General features: G+C 74.1%; 25 protein-coding genes. 11 read left to right on the forward strand and 14 right to left on the reverse strand.

What is annotated here, in order from left to right; genetic code table 11:
* The first annotated feature begins 357 nt into the window (after nucleotides 1–357).
* Together ACYVPE_RS06855 and ACYVPE_RS06860 are read left to right on the forward strand one after the other, a co-directional pair.
* A complete protein-coding gene (locus tag ACYVPE_RS06855; protein ID WP_461032504.1) occupies nucleotides 358–747 on the forward strand; it encodes a DinB family protein in 390 nt (129 codons plus the stop codon).
* Between the two features lie 32 nt (nucleotides 748–779).
* Nucleotides 780–1427 (forward strand): LysE family translocator, encoded by a 648-nt coding sequence (locus ACYVPE_RS06860; protein WP_461032505.1) that lies wholly within the window; start codon nucleotides 780–782, stop codon nucleotides 1425–1427.
* Nucleotides 1428–1437: 10 nt separating this feature from the next.
* Here the strand turns inward: ACYVPE_RS06860 and ACYVPE_RS06865 are convergent, their stop codons facing one another.
* A complete protein-coding gene (locus ACYVPE_RS06865; RefSeq protein ID WP_461032506.1) occupies nucleotides 1438–1830 on the reverse strand; it encodes a VOC family protein in 393 nt (130 codons plus the stop codon).
* Between ACYVPE_RS06865 and ACYVPE_RS06870 the strand changes: the two genes are divergently transcribed.
* Together ACYVPE_RS06870 and ACYVPE_RS06875 are read left to right on the forward strand one after the other, a co-directional pair.
* Complete coding sequence (locus ACYVPE_RS06870; RefSeq protein WP_461032507.1) at nucleotides 1829–2890, forward strand: dipeptidase; 1062 nt, start codon at nucleotides 1829–1831, stop codon at nucleotides 2888–2890. The genes ACYVPE_RS06865 and ACYVPE_RS06870 overlap by 2 nt on opposite strands.
* Before the next feature lie 48 nt (nucleotides 2891–2938).
* Nucleotides 2939–3733 carry a class I SAM-dependent methyltransferase gene (locus tag ACYVPE_RS06875; RefSeq protein WP_461032508.1) on the forward strand — a complete coding sequence of 265 codons (795 nt, stop codon included), beginning with the start codon at nucleotides 2939–2941 and terminating at the stop codon, nucleotides 3731–3733.
* On the opposite strand, the gene ACYVPE_RS06880 is transcribed toward ACYVPE_RS06875, so the two are convergent.
* The 7 genes from ACYVPE_RS06880 to manD all read right to left on the reverse strand — a co-directional run bounded on the left by ACYVPE_RS06880 (nucleotide 3675) and on the right by manD (nucleotide 11279).
* Nucleotides 3675–4421 carry a class I SAM-dependent DNA methyltransferase gene (locus tag ACYVPE_RS06880; RefSeq protein WP_461032509.1) on the reverse strand — a complete coding sequence of 249 codons (747 nt, stop codon included), beginning with the start codon at nucleotides 4419–4421 and terminating at the stop codon, nucleotides 3675–3677. The genes ACYVPE_RS06875 and ACYVPE_RS06880 overlap by 59 nt on opposite strands.
* A 40-nt stretch (nucleotides 4422–4461) precedes the next feature.
* Nucleotides 4462–5136: a bifunctional 4-hydroxy-2-oxoglutarate aldolase/2-dehydro-3-deoxy-phosphogluconate aldolase gene (locus ACYVPE_RS06885; protein ID WP_461032510.1), complete on the reverse strand. Its 675-nt coding sequence runs from the start codon at nucleotides 5134–5136 to the stop codon at nucleotides 4462–4464.
* On the reverse strand, nucleotides 5133–6098 hold the full coding sequence (locus ACYVPE_RS06890) for a sugar kinase (protein ID WP_461032511.1): 966 nt from the start codon (nucleotides 6096–6098) through the stop codon (nucleotides 5133–5135). The genes ACYVPE_RS06885 and ACYVPE_RS06890 overlap by 4 nt, the downstream gene beginning before the upstream one ends.
* Nucleotides 6095–7138: an L-idonate 5-dehydrogenase gene (locus ACYVPE_RS06895; protein WP_461032512.1), complete on the reverse strand. Its 1044-nt coding sequence runs from the start codon at nucleotides 7136–7138 to the stop codon at nucleotides 6095–6097. The genes ACYVPE_RS06890 and ACYVPE_RS06895 overlap by 4 nt, the downstream gene beginning before the upstream one ends.
* Nucleotides 7135–8523 carry an MFS transporter gene (locus ACYVPE_RS06900; RefSeq protein ID WP_461032513.1) on the reverse strand — a complete coding sequence of 463 codons (1389 nt, stop codon included), beginning with the start codon at nucleotides 8521–8523 and terminating at the stop codon, nucleotides 7135–7137. The genes ACYVPE_RS06895 and ACYVPE_RS06900 overlap by 4 nt, the downstream gene beginning before the upstream one ends.
* Before the next feature lie 84 nt (nucleotides 8524–8607).
* The gene (locus ACYVPE_RS06905; protein ID WP_461032514.1) at nucleotides 8608–10074 is read right to left on the reverse strand and encodes a mannitol dehydrogenase family protein; all 1467 of its coding nucleotides are present in this window, start codon (nucleotides 10072–10074) and stop codon (nucleotides 8608–8610) included.
* Complete coding sequence (gene manD, locus ACYVPE_RS06910; RefSeq protein ID WP_461032515.1) at nucleotides 10071–11279, reverse strand: D-mannonate dehydratase ManD; 1209 nt, start codon at nucleotides 11277–11279, stop codon at nucleotides 10071–10073. The genes ACYVPE_RS06905 and manD overlap by 4 nt, the downstream gene beginning before the upstream one ends.
* Before the next feature lie 150 nt (nucleotides 11280–11429).
* Between manD and ACYVPE_RS06915 the strand changes: the two genes are divergently transcribed.
* Complete coding sequence (locus ACYVPE_RS06915) at nucleotides 11430–12140, forward strand: GntR family transcriptional regulator (protein ID WP_461032516.1); 711 nt, start codon at nucleotides 11430–11432, stop codon at nucleotides 12138–12140.
* A gap of 78 nt (nucleotides 12141–12218) precedes the next feature.
* Here ACYVPE_RS06915 and ACYVPE_RS06920 read toward each other — a convergent pair whose 3' ends face one another.
* Entirely contained in the window at nucleotides 12219–13934 is a 1716-nt protein-coding gene (locus ACYVPE_RS06920; RefSeq protein ID WP_461032517.1) for an ABC transporter substrate-binding protein, read from the reverse strand.
* Nucleotides 13935–14068: 134 nt separating this feature from the next.
* Here ACYVPE_RS06920 and ACYVPE_RS06925 point away from each other — a divergent pair, with 134 nt between their 5' ends.
* Nucleotides 14069–15613 (forward strand): glycoside hydrolase family 43 protein, encoded by a 1545-nt coding sequence (locus tag ACYVPE_RS06925; RefSeq protein WP_461032518.1) that lies wholly within the window; start codon nucleotides 14069–14071, stop codon nucleotides 15611–15613.
* Nucleotides 15614–15674: 61 nt separating this feature from the next.
* On the opposite strand, the gene ACYVPE_RS06930 is transcribed toward ACYVPE_RS06925, so the two are convergent.
* The 5 genes from ACYVPE_RS06930 to ACYVPE_RS06950 all read right to left on the reverse strand — a co-directional run bounded on the left by ACYVPE_RS06930 (nucleotide 15675) and on the right by ACYVPE_RS06950 (nucleotide 20914).
* Nucleotides 15675–16886: a right-handed parallel beta-helix repeat-containing protein gene (locus tag ACYVPE_RS06930; protein WP_461032519.1), complete on the reverse strand. Its 1212-nt coding sequence runs from the start codon at nucleotides 16884–16886 to the stop codon at nucleotides 15675–15677.
* Between the two features lie 135 nt (nucleotides 16887–17021).
* Nucleotides 17022–17303, reverse strand: a complete 282-nt coding sequence (locus ACYVPE_RS06935) for a hypothetical protein (RefSeq protein ID WP_461032520.1) — start codon at nucleotides 17301–17303, stop codon at nucleotides 17022–17024.
* Between the two features lie 82 nt (nucleotides 17304–17385).
* Nucleotides 17386–18729, reverse strand: coding sequence for a TRAP transporter large permease subunit (locus ACYVPE_RS06940; RefSeq protein WP_461032521.1), 1344 nt, complete (start codon nucleotides 18727–18729; stop codon nucleotides 17386–17388).
* Nucleotides 18730–18887: 158 nt separating this feature from the next.
* A complete protein-coding gene (locus tag ACYVPE_RS06945) occupies nucleotides 18888–19730 on the reverse strand; it encodes an HpcH/HpaI aldolase/citrate lyase family protein (protein WP_461032522.1) in 843 nt (280 codons plus the stop codon).
* Nucleotides 19727–20914, reverse strand: a complete 1188-nt coding sequence (locus ACYVPE_RS06950) for a CaiB/BaiF CoA transferase family protein (protein WP_461032523.1) — start codon at nucleotides 20912–20914, stop codon at nucleotides 19727–19729. The genes ACYVPE_RS06945 and ACYVPE_RS06950 overlap by 4 nt, the downstream gene beginning before the upstream one ends.
* Before the next feature lie 130 nt (nucleotides 20915–21044).
* Between ACYVPE_RS06950 and ACYVPE_RS06955 the strand changes: the two genes are divergently transcribed.
* The 5 genes from ACYVPE_RS06955 to ACYVPE_RS06975 all read left to right on the forward strand — a co-directional run bounded on the left by ACYVPE_RS06955 (nucleotide 21045) and on the right by ACYVPE_RS06975 (nucleotide 26927).
* The gene (locus ACYVPE_RS06955) at nucleotides 21045–21722 is read left to right on the forward strand and encodes a GntR family transcriptional regulator (protein WP_461032524.1); all 678 of its coding nucleotides are present in this window, start codon (nucleotides 21045–21047) and stop codon (nucleotides 21720–21722) included.
* A gap of 78 nt (nucleotides 21723–21800) precedes the next feature.
* Entirely contained in the window at nucleotides 21801–22607 is an 807-nt protein-coding gene (locus tag ACYVPE_RS06960) for a DeoR/GlpR family DNA-binding transcription regulator (protein WP_461032525.1), read from the forward strand.
* Between the two features lie 201 nt (nucleotides 22608–22808).
* A complete protein-coding gene (locus tag ACYVPE_RS06965) occupies nucleotides 22809–24308 on the forward strand; it encodes an FGGY family carbohydrate kinase (protein ID WP_461032526.1) in 1500 nt (499 codons plus the stop codon).
* Complete coding sequence (locus ACYVPE_RS06970) at nucleotides 24301–25767, forward strand: FGGY-family carbohydrate kinase (protein ID WP_461032527.1); 1467 nt, start codon at nucleotides 24301–24303, stop codon at nucleotides 25765–25767. The genes ACYVPE_RS06965 and ACYVPE_RS06970 overlap by 8 nt, the downstream gene beginning before the upstream one ends.
* A gap of 113 nt (nucleotides 25768–25880) precedes the next feature.
* Nucleotides 25881–26927 carry an NAD(P)-dependent oxidoreductase gene (locus ACYVPE_RS06975; protein ID WP_461032528.1) on the forward strand — a complete coding sequence of 349 codons (1047 nt, stop codon included), beginning with the start codon at nucleotides 25881–25883 and terminating at the stop codon, nucleotides 26925–26927.
* Nucleotides 26928–26952 lie beyond the last annotated feature (25 nt).

A 26952-nucleotide genomic window follows, 5' to 3' on the forward strand; every position in this document is an offset into this window, starting at 1 on the left:
CTCCCGCAGGCCCGGGAAGCCGAGGGCCATCCCATCACAGGATTGCACCGAGGGCAATGCTCCGCATATTGCCCCGATCAATCTCAGGGCATATGGTCGGCCCAATGCCTCGGCCAGGGGCAGGTGTCGGGCGCGCCGTCGAGGCGCGCGTGACCGCCGGAGAGGAGTCCGACGGCAGTGAGCGCGACCGCACGATCCCGATTCCCGCTCGACACGGAGTCCCCGCCGCCACCCGACTGCGCTCGCTGCGGGTTCTCTTCGGGCCCGAGCGACGGCCCCGCGATGGCCGCCCTGCTGCGCGAATGCGCGGCTGGCTGGCGGCGACTCCTGCACGACCGTGGGCTCGACGGCCGACGCGTGGGCACACCCCTGTGGTCCCCGCTCGAACACGGCTGCCACGTCCGGGACATGTGCCTCCTGTTCCACTCCGGACTCGATGCGATGCTCGGCGGCGGCCGCATTGCACCGAGCAAAAGCTCCGAGGCGCACGGCCCCCGGGTCCTCAGGCGGTACCGCGAGGAGGAGCCTCGACAGGTGGCGGCCGAGCTGGAGCGCGCCGCCGACGCCCTCGCCGCCCGGCTGGCCTCGCTCACCGAAGCCGATTTGCGCCACCGCGCCCCGGGCCCCGCCGACTCCCGGCTCACGGTCGACTTCTTCGCCCGCCACCTGCTCCACGACATCGCCCACGACCTCGCCGAGATACGGCGCGGCGATCGCTCCACCGCGACGCGGCGGAAGCGGCCATGACAGCACGACGCATCAGTGGATGAGGCTTTCCCATGATGGAACTCAGCGGGATCATCGGCGTGACGGTGGTGGCCCTCGGCATGGTCCTGACCCCCGGTCCGAACATGATCTATCTCGTCTCCCGCAGCATCACGCAGGGCAGGCGCGCCGGGGTGATCTCCCTGGGCGGGGTGGCCGTGGGGTTCCTGGTCTATCTGCTGACCACGAACCTGGGGCTCTCCGTCGTCTTCGTCGCCGTCCCCGAGCTGTACGTCGCGGTCAAGCTGGCCGGCGCCGCCTACCTCGCCTACCTCGCCTGGAACGCCCTCAGGCCGGGCGGCGCCTCCGTCTTCGCCCCGCAGGACGTGCCGCACGACTCGCCGCGCCGGCTGTTCACCATGGGCCTGATGACGAACCTGCTCAACCCGAAGATCGCCATCATGTACCTCTCGCTCATCCCCCAGTTCATCGACCTGGACCGGGGCCACGTCCTGCTGCAGGGGCTGCTGCTCGGCGCGGTCCAGATCGTGGTGGCCGTCACGGTCAACCTCGCCATCGTCCTGGCGGCGGGCGCCATCGCGGTCTTCCTGGCCCGCCGGCCCTCCTGGCCGCAGGTGCAGCGCTACGTGATGGGCGGCGTCCTGGGGGCACTCGCCGTCTCACTGGCCCTCGACACGTCGGGCCCGGCGAAGGCGAGTTGACAGGGGGCGGCTACGCGGTCGGGGCGGGGAGGGCGGCCCGCTCGGCCTCGGCCAGCAGGACGCAGAACTCGTTGCCCTCCGGGTCGGCGAGGACGGCCCACCCCCAGCCGTCGGGCCTGCGGCGGTCCGCGACCAGCGAGGCGCCGATGCCCAGCAGCCGTTCCACCTCCGCCTCCCGGGAGGCGTCGGGGCGCAGGCACAGGTGCAGCCGGTTCTTGACGGTCTTGGGCTCCGGCACCTCGTTGAAGTACAGGACCGGGCCACCGGCCAGCAGGACCTGGGTCTCCTCGTCGCCCTGCTGGTTCTCGGGATCCAACGGCTGCCCGGTCACCTCGCTCCAGAACCGCGCCAGCTCGTACGCGTTCCGGCAGTCGATCGCCACGTTCACCAGGGAGGAAGTCATGCGCGCGATCCTGTCCCAGCGGCACCACGGCGTGCAACCGGGATCTCGCCTGCCGCGCGGCGGGCGGCTCGGCGGGCATGGTGGAGGCATGAAGAACGAGGAGACCGAGCCGCCCCTGCTCTGGGAGCAGCACTGCTGTCTGCCGCTGGAACGGGACGCGGACGTCGGGGAGTTGGCGCGGTACCGCCGGCCGGGCGGCAGCTTCGTCTCGGTGAACGTGGGCTACGCCCCGCACAACGCCGAGGACGTCACCGGGTTGATCGGGAGTTGGCGGGCGCGGATCGCCGCAGACGACCGGCTGCGGCTGGCCGGGACGGTGGCGGACGTGGCGGCCGCCGGGCGCGAGGGCGGGGTGGCGGTGGCCTTCGACCTGGAGGACTCCGGGCCGCTCGGCGGGCGGCTTGAGCTGGTGCGGGAGTTCTACGAGCTCGGGGTCCGCACGTTGCTGCCCACCTACAACAGCCGCAACGCGGCAGGCGGGGGGTGTCTGGACGAGGTCGACGAGGGGCTCACCGCCTACGGTCGGGCGCTGGTCCGGGAGATGAACGCGGTCGGCATGGTGGTGGACGGCTCGCACTGCGGGGCCCGCACCGGTCTGGACCTGTGCGAGGTCTCCGAGCGGCCGGTGGTCTACAGCCACTCGTGCCTGCGCGCTCTGTGGGACCACCCGCGCAACATCACCGACGAGCAGGCCAGGGCCTGCGCCGCGACCGGCGGCGTCGTCGGCATCACCGGCGTCGGGATCTTCCTCGGCCCCAACGACGCCGGCGTCGACGCGCTCGTGCGGCACATCGACCGTGCCGTCGAACTCGTCGGGCCCGAGCACGTGGGGGTCTCCACCGACTACCCCTTCGACCACCGGGACTTCAACGCGATGCTCGAACAGAGCCCGGAGCTGTTCCCCGAGTGCTACACCCGGTGGGGCCCGATCGACTTCCTGCCGCCCGAGGGCCTGCTGACCGTCGAGGGCGCCCTCCGCGCCCGGGGCTACCCGGACGACGCGGTCGCCGCGATCCTCGGCGGCAACTTCCGCCGGGTCGCCGAACTCACGTGGCGGTAGCGGCGATTATCGGTTGCCGGCGTCGACGGGAGTTCCTAGCCTCCAGGCGTGGTCACCGACGGGTACGAGGAGTTGGTCGCCGCCGCCACGGCGGCGCCGGTCACCGGGTGGGACTTCGCCTGGGCTTCCGGGCGGGCGGTGGGTTCCGATCCCTCGTGGTCCTACCCCGAGCTGGCCCGCGCCCGCGTCGCCGCCGCGGAGCGGCTGCTGGACGTCGACACCGGCGGCGGTGAACTGCTGGCCTCGCTCGCGCCGCTGCCCCGGCACACCTGGGCGACCGAGACGTGGGCGCCGAACGTCGCCGTGGCCCGGGAGCGGCTTGGGCCGCTGGGGGTCACGGTGCTGCCGACCGACGCCACGGCTGAGCTGCCGCTCCCCGACGCGTCGGTCGACGTCGTGCTGAACCGCCACGGCCGGCTGGCCGCCGGGGAGGTCGCGCGGGTGCTGCGCCCCGGTGGCGAGTTGCTGACCCAGCAGGTGGGCAGCGACGACTGCGCCGAGCTGAACGAGGCGCTCGGTGCCCCACCGGCGCACCCGCCGGGGAGCTGGGACCTTCGGACGGCCGGCGCGGCGCTGACCGCGGCCGGTCTCGAGCTCACCGGGACGCGGGAGGAGCAACCGGTACTCGCGTTCCTCGACATCGGCGCCGTGGTCCACCACCTGCGGATGGTCGCCTGGCAGATCCCCGACTTCACCCCGGAGCGCTACGACGCCGCGCTGCGCCGGCTCCACCGGCGGATCCGCGCGGAGGGGCGCTTCGCCGTCCGCGCGCACCGCTTCCTGATCAGCGGTCGCCGCCCGGAAGCCGGTACACGGAGACGTGCGACGGCGACTCGGCGGTGAACTCGGCGCCCCGCCAGTCGGCGTGGCGGGATTCCAGTTCGAATCCGGCGAGTTGGGCCATGAGGTCGAGCTCGGCCGGCCAGACGTAGCGGTGCGGGCTGCGGAACAGCCGCGCCTGCCGCGTGTCGTCGAACCGGAAGTGGTGGGAGACGACGTGCTGGCGCAGGACGTCGTAGGTGTCGAGGAGGATGTAGCCCTCCTCCGCCTGCCCTACCAGGGCCGGCTGCCCGGGCGGCAGCCTCCGCAGCTCGGGGACCCACAGCTCGATGACGAACCGGCCGCCGGGCGCGAGGTGGCGGGCCGCGTTGCGGAAGCAGGCGACCTGCTCGGCCTGGTCGAGCAGGTTGGAGATGGTGTTGAAGACGAGGTAGACCAGCTGGTAAATGCCCGGCGCGCGGGCGGTCGCCATGTCGCCGACGACGACCGGGATCGTCGCCTCGTCCACCTTCGCGCGCAGCCGGTCGAGCATCGGCCGCGACAACTCGACGCCGGTGACCGGCACTCCGCGCTCCGCGAGGGGGACGGCCACCCGGCCGGTGCCGATCGCGAACTCCAACGCCCGCCCGTCGCCCGCCAGTTCGGCGAGGCGGTCCACCGTCGGCCCCAGCACCTCGGGCGCGAACATCCCGGTGCCCGGTGTGTCGTAGCTCAGGGCGGCCTCGGCGTCCCAGATCTCTTCCTGTCGCATGCCGCCCAGGATTCCCGAAGCCGGCCGCGACGGCGACGGATTAACGGTCGCGCTCCCGGCCGGCGGGCCACCGGCGCGTTCGGAGGGCCTGGACGAAGGCTCGGGCGTTGGCGGTGACGGTGGGCCAGTCGGCGGCGGCGACGGTGGCCGGGGGGACGACGTCGGAGCCGGCGCAGACGGCCAGCGCGCCGGCGGCCAGGAAGGACGCGGCGTTGCCGGCGTTGACGCCGCCGGATGCCACCAGGGGGGTGCCGGGGAAGGGGCCGGCGAGGTCCTTGAAGTGGCGGGCGCCGAAGGTGTGGGCGGGGAAGATCTTCACCGCGGCGGCGCCGAGGTCGAGGGCGTGGCCGACCTCGGTCGGGGTGAGCGCGCCCATGACGACCGGCACGCCTGCGCGGGCGGCGGCCTCGGCGACGGCGGGGCGGCAGCCGGGGGTGACCAGGTAGCGGGCGCCGGCGTCGATGGCGCGTTCGGCCTGTTCTGCGGTGAGCACCGTGCCGGCGCCGACGACGGCGTCCCCGGCCTCGGCGACCGCCCGCCGCAGGTGTCCATCGAGGCCCGGCGTGGTGTAGGTGAACTCGATCCAGCGGATGCCGCCGGCGAGCAGCGCGGCGGCGAGTGCCGCGGCGTCGGGGATCTCGGGGGCGCGGACGACGGCGATGACGCGGTCGGCGGCGAGGGGGGCGAGGGTGCCGGGCGGCTGGGTGGTCGTCATGGGCGGGTGCTCCAGGTGGCGGGGTCGAGGTCGAGCAGTCGGTCGAGTTCGGTCCTCGACGGCAGGGTGGGGACGTCGGCCCTGGTGCGCAGGGCGGCCGCGGCGGCCAGGTGGCCGAGCCGCAACCTGGCGGTGGCGTCGCGGCCTTCGAGGAGCGCGGCCAGGTAGCCGGCGGCGAACGCGTCGCCTGCGCCCACGGGTTCGACGACGTCGACGCGGCGGGCCGGGACGAACGTGGCCACGCCGTCCGCGAAGGAGGTGGCGCCGTGTTCGGCGTCCTTGACGACGATCAGCGGGGCGGGCGCCAGCAGTTCGCGGATCTCGCCTGCGGTGGCCGTGCCCCAGAGTGCCTCGGCCTCGTCCCGCCCGACGAAGACCACGTCGGCGGCCCTGGCCAGGGTGAGCAGCGCGGACGCCGCCGGCTCGGGGCGGCCGCGCCAGAGCGCCGGCCGGTGGTTGACGTCGAAGGAGACGACGGGCCCGCCGATGGCGCGGCGGGCCACCAGCGCGGTGGCGAGCCCGGCGCAGCCGTCGGAGAGCGCGGCGGTGACGCCGGTGACGTGCAGTGCCCTGGCGCCGCGCAGCGCGGGGAGTTCGGCGGTCTCGGGGCCCATCGCGGCGGCGGCCGAGCCGGCGCGGTAGTAGTGGGCGCGGGTCCCTTCGGGGCCCGGGTCCTTGAGGTAGAGGCCGGTGGGCCGGTCGGGGTCGGTGGTGACGGCGTCGACGTCGACGCCGCGGGCGCGGAGTTCGGCGAGGATCCGCCGGCCGAGCGGGTCGTCGCCGACCCGACCGACCCAGGCGGCGCGGTGGCCGAGGCCGACGAGGCCGCAGGCCACGTTGGACTCGGCGCCGCCGATGGCCAGGGCCAGGTCCCCGGCCTCGGCCAGCCGGCGGCCGTCGGCCGGGCCGAGCACCGCCATGGTCTCGCCGACGCAGACCACGTCGAGGGGACGGTCGATCACGGGGTGTCCCCCGCGCCGAGGCGCAGCAGCACCTTGCCGCCCACCGCGTGATCCCGGTCGGCGGCGACGGCCAGGGCGCGTGCGGCGTCCTCGATGGCGAACCGGTGGGTGATCACCGGGGAGACGTCGAGCCCGTCCCGCATGGCGCGCAGCGCGTCGTCGATCTCGTCGACGAAGCGGTAGGAGCCGATCCAGGTGATCTCCCTGGTGACCAGGTCACCGAGGGTGGCCGGCGCCGGGGTGCCCGGCAGGTTCCCGACCTGGACGAGGGTGCCGCCGCGGGCGGTGGCGCGCAGTACCGCGCCGAGGGCGCCGGGCGCGCCGGACGCCTCGAAGACGGTCTCGACGTCGTCGGGGAGCGGTTCGCCGCGGGAGAGGTCGCGGGTCTCGTCGGCGCCCATGGCGCGGGCGACGGCGAGTGGGGGGGCGGCGAGGTCGGCGGCGATGATCGTGCCGGCGCCCAGGTGGCGGGCGGCGGCGACGACCAGCGAGCCGATCGGTCCTGCGCCGTTGACCAGGACGGTCCGGCCGCGCAGCGCACCGGCGCGGCGCACGGCGTGCGTGGCGACGGCCAACGGCTCGGCGAGCGCGCCGTGTTCGGTGGAGACGCCGTCGGGCAGCGGCCGGATCTGGTGGGCGCGGACCACCCGGTACTCGCTGAACCCGCCATCGGTGTGCGGGTCGAAGGCGGCGGAGCCGAAGTACCGCACCCGGGCGTGCAGGTTGGTGCGCCCGGCGATCCGCTCGGGCAGCGGCTCGTCGCCGACCGGCTCGGCGGGGTGGACGGTGACCGGCTGCCCCTCGGCGAGCCCGGTGACGCCGGGGCCGAGGGCGGCGATCCGGCCGGCGACCTCGTGGCCGAGCACCAGCGGGTGGACGAGCCGGGCGGTGCCGGAGGCGCCGTGCCTGAAGTACGACACGTCCGAGCCGCAGAGGCCGCCCCACTCCATGGCCATCAGGACTTCGCCAGGCCCCGGCACCGGGTCGGGACGTTCGTCGATCCGCACGTCGCCCGGGCCGTGCACGACCACCGCTCTCATATGGCGTCCTCCAGTCGGACCAGGTCGCGGCCCCGCGTCTCGGGGGCCAGCAGGGCGGAGATCAGGGTGATCAGCGAGTAGATGATGAGCATGCCGGCGATGGGCCACCAGCTGTCGGTGACGGCGGTCAGCGTGGCCGCGAGGACCGGGCCGATGGCGGTGGCGAGCACGCCGCCGATCTCCTTGGCGACGGCGAGCTGGGTGAACCGGGTGCGGGAGCCGAAGAGTTCGGCCATGGTGACGCTCTCCAGGGAGAACAGGCCGAGCACGCCGACGTTGAGCGCCACGATCATGCCGAGCATCACCGCGGCGGCGCCGCCGTGGGCGATGAGCAGCATGGCGGGGAAGGCCGTGGCGATCGTGAGCAGGGTGAGCGCGATGTACATCGGGCGGCGGCCGAAGCGGTCGCCGAGTATGCCGACCAGCGGCACGGTGAGGAAGCCGAGCAGCGAGCCGTAGAGGATGGCGTCGGTGGGCACGGAGCGCTCGAAGTCCAGGTTGGTGGCGATGTAGCCGACCAGGAAGGTCTGCACGAGTCCTGAGTTGCCCGCCTGGCCGAAGCGGAGGCCGAGGGCGACGAAGAACGCCTTGCCCTTGCGCTGCTTGAGGCCGGCCTCCAGGCTGCCGGCGGGCTCCTGCCTGGCGGTGTCCTCGAGTTCGCCGCGGGTCATGGCCACGCCGTCCACGACGTCGGGCCGCTCCTCGAAGACCGGGCTCTCCTTGAGGCTGCGGCGCAGCCAGACGGCGAAGATCAGCAGCAGGAAGCTGAGCAGGAAGGGAAGTCGCCAGCCCCAGGAGAGGAGTTGGTCCTCGCTGAGGACGGCCAGCAGGATGGCCCAGAGTCCGGAGGCGGCGAGCGTGCCGGAGTTGGTGCCGAGGGAGACGAGCGAGGCGACCAGGCCGCGGCGGGGCGCGGGGGCGTACTCGGCGAGCATCACGGTGGCGCCCGCGATCTCGGCGCCGGCGCCGAAGCCCTGGACGAGGCGCAGGGCGACGAGCAGGATCGGGGCGAGGATGCCGATGGAGGCGTAGGTGGGCAGGGCGCCGATCAGCGTGGTGGAGACGCCCATCATGACGATGGTGATGACCAGGACCTTCTTGCGGCCGAGTCGGTCGCCCATCCGGCCGAAGTAGACGGCGCCGGCGAGGCGGGCCACGTAGCCGACGCCGTAGGTGGCCATGGCGGCGATGAGGCCGATGGCGGGGCTGACGTCGGGGAAGAAGATCTTGTTGAAGACGATCGCCGCGGCCAGCGAGTAGAGCTGGAAGTCCATGAACTCCATCGCGGTGCCGAGCCAGCCGGAGACGGCTGCTCTGGTGAGGTCTCTGGTGGTCCGCTCCACGGGGCCCGTGGGCTCCGTGGTCGTGGTGGCGTCGGTGGTCATCGTGAACTCCGTCGTTCTTGCGTGCTGGGGGGAGGGGGACGTGCGGTTTCTTTTTCGGAGGGGGACGTGCGGGCGGGCTCGGGGTCAGAGCTCGATCCGGCCGGCGGCCACGGCGGGCAGTCGGGCCGCGACGCCGGCGGTGAGCGCGGCGTCCTCGGCGAGGTCGGGCGCGCCGACGGCGTGCAGCAGGGCGGCCACCGTGTCGGCGGGGCCGGTTCCCGGCCGCCAGCAGTCGGCGAGCGTGGTGGCCGCCGGGTCGGCGGCCGGGGCCTCGGGGCGGGTGGCGTGGGCCCAGCCGGCGAGCGCCAGTTCGAGCACGGGGGTGGCGGCGCCGGTGGCGCGGAGTTCGCGCAGCGCGGGCAGCCAGCGTTCGCGGAGCTTGAGCGAGCCGTCCGAGCCGATCTGGCTTAGCCGGTGACCGACCGCCGGGTTGCGGAAGCGGGTGACCAGGTCGGCGGCGTAGCCGGCGGGTTCCGGGCCGGCGGGCGGCAGGGTCGGGGCGACCTCGGCGCAGAGCGCCCGAACCAGGGGTTCTCCCCAGTCGGTGGCGATGGCCTGGTCGATGGTGGCGTGTCCGGCGGCGATGCCGAGGTAGGCGAGCGCGGAGTGCGAGCCGTTGAGCAGCCGCAGCTTGGCGAGTTGGTAGGGGGCGGCGTCGGGGACGAGGAGGGCGCCGTCGAGTTCCCAGCGGGGCCGGGCGGCGGCGAAGGCGTCCTCGACGACCCACTGCCGGTACGGTTCGCCGGCCACCGGCACCGCGTCGCGCACGCCGAGCGCGGCCTCGGCCGCGGCGCGGTCGGCGTCGGTGGTGGCGGGCACGATGCGGTCGACGACGGTGGCGGGGAAGGTCACGGACTCGGCCAGGCCGGCGAGTACGGCGTCGCGGTCCGGCCAGCGGGTGGCGGCGACGAAGTCGCGGAGGACCGCGCCGAGCACCGCGCCGTTCGCCGCCATGTTGTCGCAGGAGACGACGGTGATCGGGCCGGCGTCGGCACGGATCCGGGCGGCGAGGCCGGCGGCGAGCCGGCCGACGACGGTGGTGAACGCGGCCGGGTCGTCGGCCGCGAGGTCGGCGGCGATCGCGGGCGCGGCGGTGTCGAGGGCCGGGCCCTGCCCGGGGCGCGCGTCGGCCCGCCGGTGGTAGCCCTTCTCGGTGACGGTCAGCGTGACGACGGTGACCTCGGGGTCGGCGAGCAGCGCGTCGAGCCTGGCGGCGTCCGGCACCATGGCCAGCGCCTCGGTGAGCGCGCCGACCACCCGGGGTCCGCTCCCCTCCGGGTGGAGCTCGGCGAGCGAGTAGAGGCCGTCCTGCTCGCGCAGGGCGCGCACGGTGTCGAGCGAGCGGGGCGCCACGGCCGCGATGCCCCAGGGTTCGCCGGTGGTGGCCGCGGCCCGCTCGGTGTAGAGGGCCTGGTGGGCGCGGTGGAAGGCGCCGAGTCCGAGGTGGACGAGGCGGGTGCGCAGCGCCGCCGGGTCCACGAGGGGGCGGCGCTCGGCCGGCAGCGCGCCCAGGGTGGCGCGGCCGAGCCCGGCGGTTCCGGTGGCGGTCACCAGTCGTGCACCGAGCCGTCGAGGCGGCGGGCGACGGGGAGGTAGCGCGCCTGGTAGGGGAAGCGTTCGGCGGCCTTCTCGTCGTACTCGACGCCGAGCCCCGGCTCCTCCGCGGGGTGCAGCATGCCGTCGGCGAAGGTGACGCCGCCGTGGAAGACCTCGGCGGTCTCCTCGGCGTGGCCCATGTACTCCTGGATGCCGAAGTTGGGCACGGCGAGGTCCAGGTGGACGTTGGCGGCGAGGCTGACCGGGGAGAGGTCGGTGGCGCCGTGCGAGCCGGTGCGCACCTGGTAGAGCGCGGCGAGGTCGAAGATCCGGCGCAGGTGGGTGAGGCCGCCGGCGTGCACGACGGTGGTGCGCACGTAGTCGACGAGCTGCTCGGTGATCAGGTGCTGGACGTCCCAGATCGAGGACAGGTTCTCGCCCACCGCGATGGGGGTGGTGGTGTGCTGCCTGATGAGGCGGAACGCCTCCTGGTTCTCGGCGGGGGTCGGGTCCTCCATCCAGAACAGCCGGCAGTCCTCGACGCGCTTGCCGAACTGGGCGGCCTCCAGCGGGGTGAGCCGGTGGTGGACGTCGTGCAGCAGGTGGAAGCCGAAGCCGAAGCGCTCGCGCACCGCCGCCAGGTAGCCGGGGGCGAAGTTCAGGTAGGACTCGGTGTCCCAGGGCTGCTCGTCGGGGAGCGCGGTGGCGGCCGGCTCGTAGACCTTGCCCTTGCGCACCCCGTAGGTGCCGCCGACGTCGGGGACGGCGGCCTGGGCGCGGACGGCGCGGTAGCCGAGGTCGAGGAAACGCTGGACGTCGTCGAGGAGTTCGGGCACGTCGGTGCCGCTGGCGTGCGCGTAGGCGAGGACGCCGTCGCGTGACCGGCCGCCGAGCAGCTGGTAGACGGGGAGTCCCGCGGTCTTGCCCTTGATGTCCCACAGGGCGGTGTCGACGGCGGAGATGGCGGTCATGGTGACCGGCCCGCGCCGCCAGTAGGCGCCCCGGTAGAGGTACTGCCAGATGTCCTCGATCCGGGCCGGGTCGCGGCCGACGAGCAGCGGCACCAGGTGGTCGCGGAGATAGCTGGCGACGGCGAGCTCGCGCCCGTTGAGGGTGGCGTCACCGAGCCCCGTGACTCCGTCCGAGGTGGTGATGCGCAGGGTCACGAAGGTGCGTCCCGGGGAGGCGACGAAGACCTCGGCCCGCTCGATGGTACTCACGGCGGCTCTCTCCTTGCCGGTCGAACAGTGCATGTATACAAGCACTAGTCGTGAAGAACGGCAATACTTGTCCGGGCGCGGATTCGCCCGGGTCAGTCGGGGTGCGGGCGGCCGCCGGAAAGGGGTGGGCGCCCGGATACGATGGGGCGCATGGCCCAAACGAACCGGCGACGGACTTCGCGGCGCACCATCTACACCAGGCTGCGCCAGATGGTCCTGACCCTGGAGCTCCCGCCGGGCGCCGCGCTCTCGGAGAACGAGCTGGCCGCCTCGCTCGGGGTGAGCAGGACCCCGGTGCGCGAGAGCCTGATCCTGCTGGCGCAGGAGGGGCTGGTGCAGGTCTTCCCGAAGATCGGGTCCTTCGTCTCCCGCGTCGACATGGCGCAGGTCGCGGACGCGCAGTTCCTGCGGGAGGCGGTCGAGCTCGCCTCGCTCGACGACCTGCCGGCCGAGCTGGACGCGGGGCTGGTCGCCGAGCTGCGCGAGAACCTGGAGCGGCAGCGGCGGGCCGGGCTCGGCCTGGCGGAGTTCTTCGACCTCGACGAGGCGTTCCACCAGGGGCTGCTCAGGCTCAGCGGGCACGGCAGCGCCTGGACCACGGTGGCGGCCGCCAAGGGCCACCTGGACCGCGCCAGGCGGCTCGGCCTCCACGAGACGGCGCCGGCCGTCTTCACCGACCAGCACGGCGAGATCATGGACGCGGTGCTGGCCGGCGACACGGCGTCGGCCCGCGCCGCGATGCGGACCCACCTGCGCGCGGTCTTCCACGACATCGAGAGCATCAGGGCGCACTCGCCCGAGCTGTTCGCCACCGACTCCACGTCGGTGCCGGTGCGGCGCAACGTCGTCGTCTGGGAGTGACGCCCTCCCGACGCACCGCGGCCCGGCGCCCCACGGGGCACCGGGCCGGTCGGTCGGCTCTCCCGGCCGGGGCCGGGGTCACTCCCCGGTGGGCACCAGGTTCAGGTACATCTGGGACTGGTCGGGGCGGCTCCAGGTCGCCGGGAAGGCGTAGAGGTCGTCCAGGCTCGGCCAGCCGCTGAACTTCGCCGAGTGGAACTCGGTGGTGGTGCCGCCCGTGAGGATCGGGATGTACGGCATGTCCTGCTCGATGTGCTGCTGGATCACGTCGTAGTGCGGCATCCGGGCGGCCATGTCGTCCGGGTTCAGCTGGGTCAGCGCCTCCAGGGCCGCGTCGACCTCGGGGTTCGAGTAGCGCGAGTAGTTGGTGTCCGCGGACTCCCCCACCTCGGCGGTGTTGTCGGAGCCGTAGAAGTAGCTGTAGAGGTAGAACGGGTCGGGCGCGGGCCCCGGGTAGAGCGAGTCGATCAGCAGCTGGAAGCCGCCGCGCGCCCGGGCGTCCGACATCTCGTTCCAGGACACCTGGGTGACCGTCAACTCGATCCCGGCCGGCAGCAGTTGCTCGCGGAGGGTCTCCAGCGCGGTGATGTAGTCGGTCCAGCCGCTGACCACGGTCACGGTCAGCGCCAGCCGCTCGCCGTCCCGCTCGTAGATCCCGTCGCCGCCCCTGGCGTAGCCGGCGTCGGTCAGGATCTCGTCCACGCGCGCCAGGTCCGGTTGCATCGGCACGGTCGGGTTCTCCAGCGTGTCCGAGACGTAGGCCGCGTCGCGCTCGGGCAGCGCGAAGCCGGGGGACATCTCGCTCGCCGTGTCCTGGAACGCGAGCTGGTTGACCTGGCCGCGGTCCATCGCGTAGTAGATCGCCTGCCGCACGGCCGGGTCGGTCTGCGGGCCCTCGCAGCCGAGCTCCGCGTTGGCGCAGGTGTCGAGGACCGCCTGGTTCATCGGCACCGTGATCGCCTGGTAACCCGGGTAGTCCTCCTCGACGTTGGCGATGTCGGGGACCGGGCCGCTGTAGACGTCGACCTGGCCGGCGGCCAGCGCGTCGGCGGACGCCTGGTTGCCGGAGAGCGAGCGATACATCACGTGGGTCAGCTCCGGCTCGCCGCCCCAGTAATCCGGGTTGGCGTCGAGGGTGAACGCCTGCCCCTTGAAGTCGCCCAGCGTGTAGGGGCCGGTGCCGACCGGCTCGGGCAGGGTCTCCGTGTTCGGGTCGTCGATGCCGCTCCAGATGTGCTCCGGCACGATCCAGGTCTTGCCGAGCAGCTGCGGCCCCTCCATGTAGGCGGGCCCGTCGAAGGTCACGACGACGTGGGTGGGGTCGACGACCTCGGTGGTGCCGTGGAAGCCCACCGTGTTGGGCACCCGGTCGGCGGCGATCATGTCGAAGGTGAACTTGACGTCGTCGGCGTCGAACGCCTCGCCGTCCGACCAGGTCACGCCCTCCCGCACGGTGATGGACAGCTCGGTGCCGTCCTCGTTCCAGGAGTACTCGGTGCCCAGGCGTTGCACCGGGTCACCGGGGCTGGCGAGGTTGAAGTAGAACAGCGGCTCGAAGATCGTCCCGGGTCCCTCGACCAGCGTCGGCGAGTACGGGTTGAAGTTGCGGATGTAGTCGCCGTTCTGCCCGGCGACCACCAGGGTGTCGGCCGGGGTCGAGCCCCCTCCCCCGCCGTTGTCACTCCCGCCGCCGCAGCCGGCCACCAGCAGCGCGAGCGCCGCGGCGCCGACCACCGCGGCGCGCGTACGGCGCCCACGGGGCGGTCGTGACTCGTTCGATCGGTTCGCTCTCATCGCCTGCCTCATCGTCGGGGCTTGGGCGGACTCGCCCAGGGATGTGAGTGTTAAGCCGGTGAATTAACAAAGTCAATCCCCTGAACGGAACGAACCCTTGCGCGGCGAATGACAGTTGACGATCGTGGTGCCCGATGCGCACCTACCAGAACCCGGTCATCGGCGGCTTCCACCCCGACCCGAGCGTCGTCCGCGTGGGCGAGGACTACTACCTCGCCTGTTCGAGCTTCGAGTACTTCCCCGGCGTCCCCCTCTTCCACAGCCGCGACCTGGTGCACTGGCGCCAGCTCGGCAACGTCCTCGACCGGCCGTCCCAACTGCGGCTGCCGCCCGGGACGCCGGCCTCCGCCGGGATCTACGCCCCCACCCTCCGCCACCACGAAGGGCGGTTCTGGCTGATCACCACGGTGGTCGGCGCCGGCGGTACCTTCCTCGTCCACGCCGAGCGGCCCGAGGGCCCCTGGTCGGATCCGGTCTGGATCGACCTGCCAGGCATCGACCCCGACCTGGCCTGGGACGAGGACGGCTCCTGCTGGTGCGCCTTCTCGGACGGCGGGATCCGGGTGGCCAGGATCGACCCGCGCTCGGGCGCCGTGCTCGAAGGCCCCCGGCCGCTCTGGTCGGGCACCGGGCTCAAGTACCCGGAGGCCCCGCACCTGTACCGGATAGACGACTGGTGGTACCTGCTGCTGGCCGAGGGCGGCACCGAGCGCGGGCACGCCGTCTCGATCGCCCGCGGCCGCTCGCCGCGCGGCCCGTTCGAGCCGGCGCCGGCCAACCCGATCCTGACCCACGGCGCCACCGACCGGCCGATCCAGTCCACCGGCCACGCCGACCTGGTCTCGGCGGCCGACGGCACGTGGTGGCTGGTGCTGTTGGCCACCCGCCCCCACGGGTACACCCCGAACTTCCACGTGCTGGGCCGGGAGACGTTCCTGACGCCGGTGCGCTGGGCGGACGGCTGGCCAGCCGTCGGCCCGGTCGAGGAGCGCCACCCGGCGCCGGCGGCCTGGCATCCACCGGCCCCGGAGCCCGTCCGCGACGACTTCGACACGCCGGCGCTCGCCCCGCGCTGGGTCTCGCCTCGCGAACGACCTGACGGGGCCTGGTCGTTGACCGCCCGTCCCGGCTGGCTCAGGCTCACCGCCACCGGGTCGGCGCTCGACCGCGCGAGGCACACCCTGGTCGGCCGGCGCCAGCAGCACCCGGACTGCCGGGTCCGCGTCAGGATGGACCCGGGCTCGGCCACCGCGGGGCTTGTCGTGCGGCTGGACGAGGCCCACCACTACGCGCTCGAGGTGGCCGAGGGCGAGGCCAGGGTGGTCGCCCGCGTCGGGCCGCTGAGCCAGTGCGTGGCCCGCCGGCCGGTGCCACCAGGGCCCCTCACCCTGCTGCTCGACATCCGCACCCGCGACGTGCTGCCGCCCTCGGTGACCGGCGCCTGGCAGGCGGCCGGCGAGCCGCTCGGGGTGCGGGCCACCGGCCCCGACACCCTCGGCTTCTCGGTGCTGCCGGCCGACGCCGAGACGCCGGTGCCGCTCGCGGAGTTGGACGGCCGCTACCTGTCGACCGAGGTGGCCACCGGCTTCACCGGGCGCGTCATCGGCATGTACGCCACCCACGGCAGCGCCGACTTCGACTGGTTCGACTACGAGCCGACGCCCGACGGCGAGGAGTGAGGCGTGCGTCGGGCCGGTCACCGAGGGCGGTGACCGGCCCGACGAGCCGACCGGGGACCGGTCAGAAGCGGGCGCCGACGCTCGCGCCGTTGGCCGGGCGGAGGAAGGTGGACGACGGGATGGCGCCGTTCGCCTGGCGCGGCCCGACGATCGACGCGGGGTTGGTGCTGACGAACGACCAACTACCCCCGATGTTCCACGAGTTGCCGCTGCCCCCGGAGCCGGAGCCGAGCGCCACGTCGGTGCCGTTGGCCGCCGCGAGGCTGGTGTTCACGGTGCTGCTCGACCGGCTCACGTTGAAACCGGTGCCGCCGTTCCGCCAGGCCGTCGAGCGCTCGATCACCAACCGTCCTGGATTGCCGTTGTCGATGAATCCGCCGACCGCGTTGTCCCAGGCCATGCTGTTGCGGGTGACATGGGCCACCGCCGGGTCGGTGTCCCCGCCGCCACCCAGCTTGAAGCCGTTGCCGTCGCCCGTGTAGTCGGGCAGGTTCCACCGGTTGAAGCCGTTGCCCCAGGCCAGGCTGGACTCGATGACGATCGGGTTGAGGAACTCCCAGGCGTCGAAGCCGTCGTCCGAGTTGTTCCAGAGCCGGGCGCCGCGCACCACGTTGCCGCTGCCCGAACCCTCCTTGATGGCCAGGCCGTCGGCGCTCTCGCCGTTCTTCCGCGGGTCGCGGTTGCCGTAACTGTCCAGGTTGATGATCTGGTTGTTGCTCGAGGCGCCCTGGAGGTGGAGGCCGCTCTCGTAGTTGTCCCGGGTGATCAGGCGCTCGAAGAGGTTGTTGTTGGTGTCGAGGCCGAAGATGCCGTAGGGGCCGTTGGCGATCTCCAGGCCGATCAACCGCCAGTAGTCGCCCTCGATGTGGATGGCGCCGCGCTCCGCGCGCGGGATGCTGCCGTCCACCGGCGCCGGGGTGTGCGGCATGTTCTCGCCGTCGATGACGGCCCGTTCGCCGTTGTAGGCGGTGAGGGTCAACGGCGCGCTCGCGGTGCCGTTCTTGTTCAGTTGGATGTTGGTGCTCGGTGCGTAGGTGCCGGCCCTCAGGTAGATCGTGTCGCCGGCGACGGCCAGGTCCACCGCGCGCTGCACCGTGCGCAGCGGGGCGGCGAGGGTGCCGGCGTTGCCGTCGTCGCCACTCGGCGACACGTGGATCGCGGTGGCCAGCGCGCCGACGTCGTCCGTCGCGGCGGCGGGCGCCGCGGTGCCCGGCAGGGCCGCCCCCGCGCCGGCGAGCAGGGCGAGGGACGCGAACAGAGCTCTCAGTCTCATGGTTCAACTCCATGGTCGACGTGGGGTGCCGTGCCTGTCGCGGTGCTGAAAGCGCTTTCCATCCGACGCCGGATGCTAGTGGCGGGCCATGCCCACGTCAACGGCCGTGGTCCTGGCGGCCGTTGACGCCCCCGGTCAGTCCTCGCCGTCCGTGTCCCAACGGAACAGGTAGGACATCGCGAAGGCGAGCAGTCCGGTCAGTCCCGCGGTGACGGTCATCGCCCGGCCCGCGCCGTCGAGCACGCCGGAGACCAGGTCGCCGTCGCGGAGCGCTATCCCCACCGCCTGGGCGCCGACCACGACGACGCCGAGCAGCAGGAAGGCGACCAGGCCGGTCTTGAACAGGGGCATGGCGACCCGCCTGGCGAGGCCGAGGGGTCCGGTCCTGGCGGGTGCGGGGGTGGCTTCGACGGTCATGGGGGTGCTCCTTCTGGGGAGGTGGGGACGGGGATATGGGGACGGGCGGGTGCGGACGGGCGGGTGGGAACGGGCGTGTGGGTCAGACGAAGAGCGGCAGCGCGCCGGCGGCGATCAGCACGCCGATCGCCAGCACCGGCAGCACGAACCAGAGGATGAGCCGCAGGAAGGTGCGGGACGGGTCGACGCCGGCGATGCCGCTGGCTATGTAGATCGGCGCGGCGCCGGGTGGTGAGGCGCCCTCCGTCGAGGCGAAGACCAGAACGGCGGTGGCGGCCGTGGCCGGGGAGGCGCCGGCGGCGGTGAGCGCGCTGAAGGCGACGCCGCCGACCGCCGCGATGGTCGCGGTGCCGGTGAGCGGGGCGGCGATGACGACGATCAGGATCCCGACCAGGGCGGCCACCACCCACAGCGGGGCGTCGAGCCGGCCCATCAGGCTGGTCAGTTGGTCGACGAGCCCCAGCTCGCCGAGGCTGCCGGCGGCGGCGAACGCGAACAGCAGGGTGGCTCCGACAACGGCGTAGCGGGGGGCCATCTCGGCGAGCATGGCGCCGAGCCCGGCCGCGCTCCGTGGCAGCCGGCGCCCGGCGACCAGCAGGGTGGCGAGCAGCGTCAGCACGGGGATCCAGACCACGACGCTGATGTCGTCGGCGGCGCCGCCGACCCGGGACTCCAGGAACTCCAGGCCGGCGTCGAGGGTCATCAGCACCGGGATGGCGATCCCCAGGTAGACCAGCATCGAGGAGAGCCCCTGCCGCAGCGCGAGGCGGAACGGCGTGATGTCCTCGTCGGCCATCGCCAGGACGCCGTACCGCCGCACCCAGACGAAGACGACGACGAACCGGTAGAGCACGGTCCACACGCCGCCGACCAGGCTGGCGGTGAACAGCTCGTCGGCGGTGAGCACCGGGGCCACGGACGCGGAGCCGAGCAGCAGGAACATCGAGGAGCTCGGGGGTATGGAGATGCCGAGGCCGGCGTTGCCGGCGACCAGCGAGGCGGCCAGGTCGGGCCGCCAGTGGGACCTGATCATCCACGGGATGGTGACGGAGCCGACCGAGGCGGCGATGCCCGAGCCGGATCCCGCCGGGCCGCCGAGCAGCGCGGCGGTGGAGGTGGAGACGTAGGCGGAGCCGCCGCGGAGCCGGCCGAACACCGAGTTCAGCAGGGTGACCTGACGGTCGATGACGCCGAGTCTGGTCATCAGGTAGCCCATGAAGACGAAGGCCAGGGCGGCGAAGACGACCTCCTCGGAGAGCGCCGCGTCGAGGCCGTGCCAGGCCAGGCTGCCGGCCTGGGTGCCGCCGAACAGGCAGACCACGACGAAGCCGACGAGCATCGCCTCGCCGATGGCGCGTTTCAGCAGGGTGTTCCAGGCGACGATGGTGAGGATGTAGGCGACGAGCGCCCAGACGGCGGTACCCACGACGAACTCCTTCGGTCGTAGCGGTGTTGGCTGGTGCGGCGGGAGCGACTGAAGTGACTGGTTGGGGCCCGAGCGGCGGGGCGCCGCCCGGCGTGGAGCCGGGCGGCGCGGCACGCGCCGGTAGGGAGACGCGGCGCCCGTCAGGGTGCGGCGCGGGGTCAGGAGATGCGGTCGGCCAGCGCGAGGATGTCGCGGGCCCGGCTGACGATCGGGGCGTCGACGAAGCGACCGTCGGGCAGGGCGACGGCGCCGACGCCGCGGTCGGCGGCCAGTTCGGCGGCCTCGACGACCTCCCTGGCGCGGCTGATCTCCTCCGCGGTGGGCCGGAACGCGGCGCGGATCGCGGGGAGCTGGCGGGGGTGGATGGCGGTGCGGCCGAACATGCCGAGGTCGCGGCCGTGCGCGCAGGAGGCGCGCAGGCCCTCGGTGTCCGCGACGTCGGGGTAGATCGACATCGGCACCGGGTCGAGCCCCGCCGCGGCGGCGGCGAGCACGACACGCAGCCGGAGCTGGTCGAAGGCGGACTCCAGGCGGATGGCGAGGGCGGCCGTCAGGTCCTGCTCGCCGAGCGCGAGACCGGCGACGCGCGGGTGGGCGGCGATGGCGTCGACGTTGGCGAGGCCGCGCGCGGACTCGAGCAGCGCGTGGGCCGGCGTGGGCTGGTCGCCGAAGGTGTCGTCGACCAGGGCGAGATCGTCCGGCGAGTCGACCTTGGGGAGCCGCACCGCGTCGAGCCCCGGCAGCCCGGCCAGCGCCCCGAGGTCGTCGCGGCCGCGCGCGGTGGCCAGGTCGTTGACCCGGACGTGCAGTTCGGGCCCCGCCTCGGCCGGTGGGCGGTCCGCGAGGCGGCGCACGGCGTTCGCCCTGGCGGCGTCCTTGCGGCTGCCGTCGACGGCGTCCTCCAGGTCGATGATGACGACGTCGGCGCCGCTCGCCATCGCCTTGTCGAAGCGTTCCGGGCGGTCCCCTGGGACGTAGAGCCAGGTGACGGGGGCGCTCACGCTATGACCCCCCGCTCGCGCAGCGCGGCGATCCGCTCGGCCGGGTAGCTGAGGGCGGTCAGGATCTCGTCGGTGTGCCGGCCCAACGGCGGCCCGGCCCAGCGCACTTCGCCCGGCGTCTCGGAGAGCCGGAACAGCACGTTCTGCACGGTGACGGCGCCCAACTCCTCGTCGGGCAGCTCCACGAAGGTGCCGAGCGCCTCGTACTGCGGGTCCTTGGCGACGTCGGAGACGTCGTAGACGGGCGCGATCGCCGCCTGGGCCCTGGTGAACTCGGCGATCACCTCGTCCGCGTCGCGCTCGGCGATCCAGCCGCCGACCGCCGCGTCCAGCTCGTCGACGTGCGCGACCCGGCCGGCGCCGGTGGCGAACCACGGGCGCTCGGCCAGCTCGGGGCGGCCGACCAGCCGCATCACGCGCTCGGCGATCGGCTGGGCGCTGGTGGAGACGGCGACCCAACGCCCGTCCCTGGTGCGGTAGGTGTTGCGCGGGGCGTTGCTCGCTGAGCGGTTGCCGGTGCGTTCGGGGATCACGCCGAGGGCGCGGAAGGCGGTCATCTGCGGGCCGAGGAGGCCGAGGAGGGGTTCGATGATCGCCAGGTCGACGATCTGCCCGCGCCCGGTGGACTCGCGGGCCCGCAGCGCCACCATGACGGCGTAGGCCATGGTCAGCCCGGCGACGCCGTCGGCCAGGGCGAGCGGCGGCAGCACCGGTGGCCCCTCCGGGTCGCCGGTGCTGGCGGCGAAGCCGCTCATCGCCTCCGCCAGGGTGCCGAACCCGGGGCGGCCGGCCATCGGCCCGAACTGCCCGAAGCCGGTCATCCTGGCCAGGATCAGCCGGGGGTTCTCGGCCCACAGGGCCTCGGGCGAAAGCCCCCATCTCTCCAGGGTGCCCGGGCGGAAGTTCTCCACCAGGACGTCGGCGTCGGCGGCCAACCGCCGCAGGATCTCCTGCCCTTCGGGCTCCGAGAGGTCGACGGCGGCGGTGCGCTTGTTCCTCGACAGGGTCTTCCACCAGAGGCCGACCCCGTCGGCCGCCGCCCCGTGGCCGCGGGCCGGGTCGCCCCGCCTGGGGTGCTCGATCTTGATCACGTCGGCGCCGAAGTCCCCGAGCAGCATCGCTGCGGTGGGGCCGGCGAAGAGGGTCGCGGTGTCGATGACTTTCAGGTCGATCAAGCTCGCCATGGAGATATAAGTTATAACTTATATCCTGTCAGTCAAGAGGGCGGACCTCGACGGGTCCTGGCGGGCGGGAGCACGAGATACTTCGGGAACGGGGCCACCGCCACGGGGCCGCCGGAGACGAAGGGCAGCGATGCAGTCACGTGAGCCGGCGGAGGGGCACCGCCAGCCGATGAGCAAGGCCGACTACGTGTACGAAGTGCTGCGCGACGAGATCCGCAACGCCCTGGTCCCGGGCGGCACTCAGCTCAAGGCCGCTCACCTCGCCGAACGCCTCGGGGTCTCCATCACGCCGGTGCGCGAGGCGTTGCGCCGGCTGGAGAAGGACCGCCTAGTGAGCTACCAGAGCCACCGCGGGGCCACGGTGATCGACCTCAGCGACGAGGCGCTGCTGGAGTTCTACAACGTGCGCGCGGTGGTGGAGGGGCTGGGCGCCCGGCTGGCCGCGGCCCGGGTCACCCCGGGGCAGTTGGTCGAACTCCGCTCCCTGCACGGGCAGATGGTGGCGGACGCCGCGGAGGGGCGGCTGGCCGTGCTGGGCGAGCTGAGCCGCCGGCTGCACCTGGCGATCGCGGACATCGGCGGCCCGGCCTTCCTCGGTCAGCACGCGCACGCGATCCGCGACAGCTACCCGGTGCCGGCGGCGGCCTCGCTCTGGCTCGACCCGGCGCAGGCCGAGGCCCATCTGGCGGAGCACGCACGGCTGTTGGACGCGCTGGAGGCCGGCGACGGCGAGGCGGCCGAGCGGATCATGATCGCGCACGTCAGGGCGAGCGGCGCCTACCGGGTGGGCGGGCCGGTCGGCGACTGACCGGCGCCCGCCGCCGGCGGCCGCGCCGGCCCGCTCGCGACCATGGTGGTGGCCCCGCCCGCGTGCCAAGCTGGTGGCGTGGCGACCGATCCAAGCGCCGGCGAAGGGGCCAGGCGCAACCCGGAGTTGCGGCGGGTGGCCATCCGCCGGCAGGTGTCGGAGGCCGGGTTCGTGCGGGTCTCCGAGCTGGCCGCCGGCTACGGCGTGAGCATCATGACCGTGCACCGGGACCTGGACGAGCTGGCGCGGCGCGGCTTCCTGCACAAGGTGCGGGGCGGGGCGACCTGCGCGCCCACCACCACCTTCCACGGCGATCTCGACCACCGGATGCGGGCCCAGGTGGAGGCCAAGGAGGCGATCGCGCGCGAGGTGTTGGCGTCCGAGGTGCGGCCGGGGCAGGTGGTCGCGCTCGACGACAGCACGACGTCGCTGATGCTGGCCAGGCTGCTGCCCGAGCGGGCGCCGTTGACCGTCGTCACGCACTTCCTGCCGGTGCTGCGGGCGTTGGCCGCGCAGCCCGGCATCGAGTTGGTGGGGCTCGGCGGGCGGTACGACGCGGCGTACGACTCGTTCCTCGGCCAGGCGACGGCGCGGGAGGCGGCCGGGCACTGCCCCGACGTGCTGTTCCTCTCCACGACCGCGGTGGCACGCGGCGTCTGCCGGATCCAGTCGCGGAACACCATGGTCACCCGGCGGGCGCTGATCGCCTCGGCGGCCCGCAGCGTGGCGCTGATCGACCACAGCAAGTTCGACCGGCAGGCACCCTACCGGCTGGCCGCCGTGGCCGAGTTGGACCGGGTGGTGGTGGACGCCGCCACCCCCGAGCCGACGGTGCGGGAGCTGCGTGCCAGGGGCGGCCGGATCGACGTGGTGGAGATCGCCTGACGGGGCCGTCATTCAGCTTCGGCGGGTGTGAAGTTCACCGTCCAAACCTCGGCCGGCGAACCGCGTTTCCGCCGCTGAGCTGCGGCTTCGCCGAACCGCCGGGCGCCGCGCCCAAGATCGATGTGAAGAGTTGCGAACTCCCGCGAGGCGTGCGTGTAATACGCGTCACTTCTGGCTCGGCCGGAAAGAGGTGGTGCGGCGATGGTGCTGGACGACGGCCCGTTCGCGGTGTGCGTGGACGCGGGCACGACGGTCATCAAGGCCGTGGTGTTCGACGCCGCGGGCCGCGAGGTGACGGTGTGCCGCCGGGACACCGTGGTCGACCACCCGCGCCGGGACCGCGCCGAGCAGGACATGGAAGCGGTGTGGCTGGCGGTCGCCGGCGCCGTGCGCGAGGCCGTCGCCCGGACGCCGGGTCCGGTGCGTCTTGTGGCGCTGACGGCGCAGGGCGACGGCGCCTGGCTGGTGGACCGGGACCACCGGCCGGTGCGGCCCGCGGTGCTGTGGAACGACGCCAGGGCGGCCGGCGTGGTCCGGGAGTGGCGGGCGGCCGGGGTGCTGGAGCGCGCCTACCGGGAGAACGGCTCGCTGACCAACGCGGGGCTGCCCAACGCGATCCTGCGGCGACTCGCCGTGGAGGAGCCGGCGGCGCTGCGGTCCGCGCACGCGGTGCTGACCTGCGGCGGCTGGCTGTTCCTGCGGCTGACCGGGGTGTTGGGCGTCGAGGTGTCCGAGGCGTCGGCGCCCTGGCTCGACATCCGCGCCCGCGGCTACTCCGACCGGCTGCTCGACGCGTACGGGCTCGCCGAACACGCCGGTCTGCTCCCGCCGTTGCTCACCGGCGCGGACCAGATCGGCGAGCTGACCCGCGCGGCGGCCGAACCGCTCGGCCTGCCGGCCGGCACCCCCGTGGTGCTCGCGCCCTACGACGTCGTGGCCACCGCGCTGGGCACCGGCGCCACCCGGGCCGGCCAGGCGACCTGCGTGCTGGGCACCACCCTGTGCACCGAGGTGCTGGTCGAGGCGCCCGACACGTCGGGCGAACCGTCCGGGCTCACCCTGGCCTTCGGCCCGCCGGCGCCGCTGCTGCGGGCGTTCCCCACGCTGGCCGGCACCGGCGTGCTCGACTGGACGGTCGATCTGCTCGGGCTGCGCGACCACGGCGAACTGTCCACCCTCGCGGCCCGGTCGGCGCCCGGCGCGGACGGGCTGCGGCTGCTGCCCTACCTGTCGCCGGCCGGCGAGCGGGCGCCGTTCCTCGACCCGGCGGCCAGCGGCGTGGTCACCGGCCTGCTCTTCGCGCACCGCCGCGAGCACCTGGCCCGCGCGGTGCTCGAAGGGCTCGCGCACGTCATCAGGGACTGTCTGGCGGCCGCGCCGCACCGGCCCGTCGAACTGGCGCTCTGCGGCGGCGGGGCGGCGAGCGGGCTGTGGTGCCAGCTGATAGCGGACGTCACCGGGGTGCCTGCGGTCACCACCGAGGACAGCCAGGTGGGCGCCAAGGGGGCGCTGCTGTTCGCGCTGACCGCGCTCGGCGACTTCCCCGACCTCGCCGGGGCGGCCGGCGCCCTCGTCAGGCGGCGCGACCCGCTGACGCCGGATGCCGCGTCGCGGGAGCTCCACGACCGGGAGCACGCCGAGTTCCTGGCCACCAGGGAGCTGGCCGCCACCCGCTGGAAGGGGTGGCGCGCCGATGGCTGAACCCGTGTGGATCGGCGTCGACCTCGGCACCCAGAGCGTCCGGGCGCTGGCCGTGGACGACGCCGGCCGGACCGTGGCCGGCGCGGCCAGGCCGCTCGCCGGCCGCCGCGCGGGCCCGCGGCGCGAGCAGGACCCGGACGACTGGTGGACGCTGGCCGCCGACGCGCTGGCCGAGCTGTCGGCGGGGCTCGGCGGCCGGCCGGTGGCCGCGCTCGCCGTCTCCGCCACCTCGGGCACGGTGCTGCTGACCGATCCGGCCGGCGTCCCGCTGACCCCTGGCCTGATGTACGACGACGCGCGCGCCGGCGAGCTGGCCGCGGCCGCCCAGGAGGCCGGCGCCACGCTGTGGACGCGGCTCGGCTACCGGATGCAGCCGACGTGGGCGCTGCCCAAGGTGCTGTGGTGGCGGGACCGTGGGCTGCTGGCCGGCGGCGCCCGGCTGGCGCACCAGCCGGACGTCGTCGCGGCCGCGCTGGTCGGCCATCCGGTGGCCAGCGACTCCAGCCACGCCCTGAAGACCGGCTACGACCTGGTGGCGGAGCGCTGGCCGGCCGGGGTGCTGGCCCGGCTCGACGTCGATCCGGCCGTGCTGCCCGAGGTGGTACGCCCCGGCACGGTGCTCGGCGCGGTGTGCCGGGAGGCCGCCGCCCGCACCGGACTGCCGGCCGGGACCCCGGTGGTGGCCGGCATGACGGACGGCTGCGCGGCGCAGCTGGCCGCCGGAGCACTCGGCGTCGGCGAGTGGAACGCGGTGCTCGGCACGACGCTGACGCTCAAGGGCGTCAGCGCGGCGCTGCCCAACAACCCGACGGGCGCCGTCTACTCGCACCGCGCGCCGCACGGCGAACTGTGGCTGCCGGGCGGCGCGTCGAGCACCGGCGCGGGGGCGGTGCGGGCGTTGTTCCCCGGCGCCGACCTGGGCGCGTTGACGGCCGCGGCGGCCCGGGTGCGCGACGTGGCGCCGTGCTATCCGCTGGTCGGCCCTGGCGAGCGGTTCCCGTTCGTGGCGCCCGAGGCGCGCGGCTTCCTCGGCCGCGGGCCGCTCGCGGTGTCCGGCGATCCGGCGGCGGCGTTCGCCGCGGTCTGCCTGGGCGTCGCGCACCTGGAGCGGCTGTCGTTCGAGGTGCTTGCGGCGGCCGGCGCCGACGTGGGCGGTCCGGTGTCGTTCACCGGCGGCGCCACCCGCAACGCCTGGTGGAACCAGCTGCGGTGCGACGTGCTCGGCGTCCCGGTGCGGCTGCCCGCCAACCCGGAGCCGGCGCTCGGCATGGCGGTGCTCGCCGCCGGCGCCGTCACCGGCGACGTGCTCGACGCGGCCCGGCGACTGGTGCGGGTGCGCCGGGTCATCGAGCCGGACCGGGCGCGGACCGCCGCGCTCACCCCCGGCTACCACGCGCTCGTCGCGGAGCTGGTCCGACGCGGCTGGCTCGACCCGCGGTTCGCCGCGGACGGCGGGTGAACCACGGATGCGGGTACGTCACGGATGCGGGTGCGTCATGGATGCGGGTGCGTCACGGAAACGGCTGCGTCACGGAAACGGGCGCATCACGGATGAGTGAGGGAGGAGACGACGTGTCGGAACCGATCCCGGTGCTGGTGGCCGGCGACCACTTCGTGCTCAACCGACTCCTGGTGGAGGCGCTGCACGAGGCCGGCGGGCCGACGGCCTGGCGGGTGCGGGAGCTGGAACTGCCCTGGCCACACGTGCCGTTCGGTCCGATCGCCGAGGTGCGGGAGGCGTCGGGCTCCGAGGACCGGCTGATCGAGGCGCTGGCCGGCGCGCGGGTGTGCCTGACCCAGATGGCACCGCTGACCCGTCGAGTGCTGGAAGCCTGCCCGGAGTTGGAGCTGTTCGCGGTCTGCCGCGGCGGCCCGGTCAACGCCAACCTGGCGGCGGCCGCCGAGCACGGCGTCGCCGTCACCTTCGCCCCCGGCCGGAACGCCGCCTCGACCGCCGAGCACACCCTGGCGCTGATGCTGGCCGCGATGCGGCGCATCCCGTCGGCGCACGAGTCGATGCTGGCCGGCCGCTGGGAAGGCGGCGGCTACGCGTACGACGCCGCGGGGCTCGAACTCGCCGGCCGCACCGTGGGGTTGGTCGGGGCCGGGGCGGTCGGCGGTCGGGTGGCGGCGGCGCTGCTGGCGCTCGGCGCCCACGTCCTGGTGGCCGACCCCTACGCGGACCCGTCCGCCCTGCCGGCCGGGGTGCGGGTGGTGGAACTCGCCGAGCTGCTCGCCTCGTCCACGGTGGTCTCGCTGCACGCCAGGCTCACCGCCGAGACGACCGGCCTGATCGGCGCGGCCGAACTGGCCGCGATGCCGCCGGGCTCCGTGCTGGTGAACTGCGCGCGCGGCGCGCTCCTCGACTACGCCGCGTTGGCCGCCGCGCTCCGGGCCGGACACCTGTTCGCGGCCGGCCTCGACGTCTACGACGTGGAGCCGCTGCCACCCGACCATCCGCTGCGCGGCGCGCCCGGCCTCGTGCTGACCCCGCACCTGGCCGGCGCCAGCCGCGCGGTCGCCGAACGCGCCGCCCGCATGGTCGCGGTCGAGGCCACCCGCTGGCTGCGCGGCGAACCACCGCTGCACGTGGCCAACCCCGTGGCGGTGAACCGGTGACGGGCGCGCCGCCGCCGCACGCGAC

This window comes from Streptomyces mayteni, assembly GCF_054783955.1.

Excerpts from the sequence above, each read along its gene's own strand:
- ACYVPE_RS06920 (WP_461032517.1), bottom strand. The coding sequence starts at position 13,934 with ATGAGAGCGAACCGATCGAACGAGTCACGACCGCCCCGTGGGCGCCGT.
- ACYVPE_RS06900 (WP_461032513.1), bottom strand. The coding sequence starts at position 8,523 with ATGACCACCGACGCCACCACGACCACGGAGCCCACGGGCCCCGTGGAG.
- ACYVPE_RS06955 (WP_461032524.1), top strand. The coding sequence starts at position 21,045 with ATGCAGTCACGTGAGCCGGCGGAGGGGCACCGCCAGCCGATGAGCAAG.
- ACYVPE_RS06865 (WP_461032506.1), bottom strand. The coding sequence starts at position 1,830 with ATGACTTCCTCCCTGGTGAACGTGGCGATCGACTGCCGGAACGCGTAC.
- ACYVPE_RS06870 (WP_461032507.1), top strand. The coding sequence starts at position 1,829 with ATGCGCGCGATCCTGTCCCAGCGGCACCACGGCGTGCAACCGGGATCT.
- ACYVPE_RS06925 (WP_461032518.1), top strand. The coding sequence starts at position 14,069 with ATGCGCACCTACCAGAACCCGGTCATCGGCGGCTTCCACCCCGACCCG.
- ACYVPE_RS06915 (WP_461032516.1), top strand. The coding sequence starts at position 11,430 with ATGGCCCAAACGAACCGGCGACGGACTTCGCGGCGCACCATCTACACC.
- ACYVPE_RS06965 (WP_461032526.1), top strand. The coding sequence starts at position 22,809 with ATGGTGCTGGACGACGGCCCGTTCGCGGTGTGCGTGGACGCGGGCACG.
- ACYVPE_RS06930 (WP_461032519.1), bottom strand. The coding sequence starts at position 16,886 with ATGAGACTGAGAGCTCTGTTCGCGTCCCTCGCCCTGCTCGCCGGCGCG.
- ACYVPE_RS06860 (WP_461032505.1), top strand. The coding sequence starts at position 780 with ATGATGGAACTCAGCGGGATCATCGGCGTGACGGTGGTGGCCCTCGGC.
- ACYVPE_RS06970 (WP_461032527.1), top strand. The coding sequence starts at position 24,301 with ATGGCTGAACCCGTGTGGATCGGCGTCGACCTCGGCACCCAGAGCGTC.
- ACYVPE_RS06880 (WP_461032509.1), bottom strand. The coding sequence starts at position 4,421 with ATGCGACAGGAAGAGATCTGGGACGCCGAGGCCGCCCTGAGCTACGAC.
- ACYVPE_RS06935 (WP_461032520.1), bottom strand. The coding sequence starts at position 17,303 with ATGACCGTCGAAGCCACCCCCGCACCCGCCAGGACCGGACCCCTCGGC.
- ACYVPE_RS06885 (WP_461032510.1), bottom strand. The coding sequence starts at position 5,136 with ATGACGACCACCCAGCCGCCCGGCACCCTCGCCCCCCTCGCCGCCGAC.
- ACYVPE_RS06895 (WP_461032512.1), bottom strand. The coding sequence starts at position 7,138 with ATGAGAGCGGTGGTCGTGCACGGCCCGGGCGACGTGCGGATCGACGAA.
- ACYVPE_RS06950 (WP_461032523.1), bottom strand. The coding sequence starts at position 20,914 with ATGGCGAGCTTGATCGACCTGAAAGTCATCGACACCGCGACCCTCTTC.